Consider the following 2944-nt stretch of genomic DNA (forward strand, 5'->3'; position numbering starts at 1 on the left):
CTATCCATATCTATAGTTATGGAAACCCTAATTACATATAAAAAGAGAGAAGAACATTGGTGAGTTCTTCTCTTTTTTTATATACTTAATATTACTATTCAGAGTGCTTATTGCAATTCCTTTAAGCTAAATTATAAATTCTGATTTTCATACTTCTTTACGAGTCGATAAAAGGAAAAGAGTATCTGTTCCTTCAAAATTAAGTTATAAAAGAGTTTTGCTTTCCTGTAACACATTATTTATTCTGCTATTCGCGGGCAGTACGCTCCCGCATTGAATAAATTTTCACTCTAAAACCTGTTTGCAATATTTACACGTACCACGCCTCCGATAATAATAAGCAATCGTAGCACCAAACAGAGCCACTCCCCAAATTGGCCATAATAACTCTGGACCTTCCAATGCCCATCCCCTATGATCTAGGCCCCCTTTATTAATAACCCCCCCCGGATGTACATCAAACCAGCTGAAGTAACCATAATGGAAACCAGTGAAGCAGGAATAATCGCTAATGAAAGAGGTACACGCCTACCAGCAATAAATGGAAACCCGCGCGGATAAATTTCTCCCTAGGGCTGATAAGCCCTAACGTAAGAATTGCCCCTCCGAGAGCTACGGTAGCCAAGGACGCACCCATTAACCAAATTCCAGGTGAATCACGTTCAAAAGATTCAAGTAATTCTTTGGTAGTTCCCAGTGGAATGCCCATCGCCCAACACCATCTTGTTATGGAATAACAGATAGGAATTGTAATGGCAATGTAAGTGCACCATTTCCCCCAAGATGCTGCTGAGGATTGTGATGTCCATTTAGAGGGATTACTATTTCGGCCACAATACGGACAAGCATTTCGTGTTTGGCGTTGATATACTAAAGCAGTCGCACTCCATAGAAATGCTCCTAGCATACTAATATATTGATTTACAATCGTCCAGTACATCATCTGCTCAAAAAATTTCACTCCATGCGGAAAATCAAATAGTGCTCCAATCAAAAAGATAAATCCATATGCCGCAGACGCCAAAACGCGGTAGTCAATAACTGCAAATAATAGAATCGCTACTAACATATACACAAACATGAGTAATACTATTCGTAAAAGTCCCTTGCCCCAGCCACGAATCATCATGACAGCTACAATGACTCCCATTAATCCAAACCCACTTTTAAGTCCATATTTACTTCTTAAAATAAACAGCACCAAAGTTTTCATTAAACCTCTTACACCAAACAGAAACCGAACCATATGCACTCACATCTATCCCTTGAGGAATTTCGTAGTGTTGGTCTCCTTTATTCCCCTTTAATTTTCCTAATTCAATATACTGATAGTTTTTCACGTCTTCATTATTTTTCAAACGATTCGTAGGAACTAATACAACTCGCACATCCGGCCCATTAGATGTTTTAAAATCAGAAAGTCGTAAAACACGTTTTCCATCCGCTAATTGATGAATTGTTGCCGTTCCAGTTGTTTCATGAACACCATTTTGAAACTTTCCTTCACTTATTACTCGATCACTTTGTTGCTTTGTTTCATTTGATTGTACTTCTGTTTGTGGCAATGCTTCATTCACTTGCTTATCAATAAATAATTTCTCTGGTCGGAACAATGACCATAAAACCCCCATTACAATTATCAAACCGCCTATAAACCATACATATTTTCTTTTCATAAAGTAAAAAACCTCCTGTAACATACTGTGTAGTAGTATGTTAGCAAGAAGGTCTTTCATTTTTATAACATAAATATTACAAAAGTCTTTCAGCGGTCTTATTTTTTCTGATGCGATGGGAAGCGTAAACCAAAATTCACTACCCTGCTTGCCGTCTGCGCGCTTCCTCTCACCATTTTATCTCTTGTGCATTTCAATCAATGATTTTGCAATAGCTAATCCAAATTCAGGACTTTGCTTGCAAGAGTCTTAGAATTTTTGCATCAGAACCATTAAAAGTATAGTGAGGCCTATTCAGGAAACTTAAAAAGAGCAGTTAGTAAATTTAGTTTTTAACTGTGGCTTTAACTCAATAATCTTCTGAAGAATTAACAGTAGCAAAAATCTTTTGTTTTTCATTGCCAGAGACATGTCTCTCTAATTAAATCTCAGGTGTCGCATATTCTCCTAAGAAACCAATCTTAGTAATGACAACATCCATATTTTTTTCTGTTTTAAAGTGATTAATAGTTGCTTGATTAGCTGTTTCTTTAGTCTTTAGCTAGGCTTCTTTACTATATTCATCTATTATACCGTAATCCATAATTGCATATACATAAGCACCCAGTGTTAGTAACGTAGCACTTCCTAAGACAAATAGGTGTTTCACTAATTTCTTACTCATGTCCATTCATAATTCCATTCTATTGTTTATTTATTTTGTTCATATAAAACACTTTGAATTTTAAAGTACCTTATACGCTTTTTCTATTTCATTAGACGAAAATAGCATTATATTTTTATAAATTTCTTTAGAGAATTTTTATAAGGAAATATATTAATTTTGAATGGTACAAATAGGGAGAGTAACTTCAACCGTTGTTCCTTTATTTATTTCACTCTCAATAAATACCTTTCCGTGATGTGTTTCGATAATTTTATAGCAGATCATTAATCCTAAGCCAATCCCCTCTTCCTTAATACTGTAAAAAGGTTCTCCTAGATATGGTATACGTTCTTTTGAAATTCCACACCCTTGATCCATAAAACGAATGATTATTTGATCATTATCAAGTTTATCAATTTGAATCAGAATTTCGCCTCCCGTTGGCATGGATTCAATTGCATTTTTTAAAATATTAACAAATACTTGTTTTAATTGATTTCCTTCGCATGGAATCAATGGAATACCAGGTGTAAAATCAATTCTAATTTTTATATTATTCATCATTGCTTGAGGTTGCAGTAGCATTAAAACTTGATCCATTAGCACACTAATATCATTAGGT

2 protein-coding genes and 2 pseudogenes are annotated in these 2944 nt (G+C 35.0%); all 4 read right to left on the reverse strand.

Annotated elements, in window-relative coordinates; genetic code table 11:
- Positions 1 to 285 precede the first annotated feature (285 nt).
- Positions 286 to 1162, reverse strand: a pseudogene (locus AB3X48_RS20325) (hypothetical protein); the annotation flags it as partial.
- 16 nt (positions 1163 to 1178) lie between these two features.
- Positions 1179 to 1676: a DM13 domain-containing protein gene (locus tag AB3X48_RS20330; RefSeq protein WP_016105292.1), complete on the reverse strand. Its 498-nt coding sequence runs from the start codon at positions 1674 to 1676 to the stop codon at positions 1179 to 1181.
- A gap of 76 nt (positions 1677 to 1752) precedes the next feature.
- Positions 1753 to 1898 (reverse strand): annotated as a pseudogene (locus AB3X48_RS22130) (sensor histidine kinase); the annotation flags it as partial.
- 595 nt (positions 1899 to 2493) lie between these two features.
- The coding region (locus AB3X48_RS20335; protein WP_367959869.1) for an ATP-binding protein at positions 2494 to 2944 on the reverse strand (451 nt) is incomplete at its 5' end.

Source organism: Bacillus sp. S4 (assembly GCF_040838205.1).
GTDB lineage: Bacteria > Bacillota > Bacilli > Bacillales > Bacillaceae_G > Bacillus_A > Bacillus_A cereus_U.

Coding starts and splice junctions, on each gene's coding strand:
- AB3X48_RS20330 (WP_016105292.1), bottom strand. CDS start 1,676: ATGAAAAGAAAATATGTATGGTTTATAGGCGGTTTGATAATTGTAATG.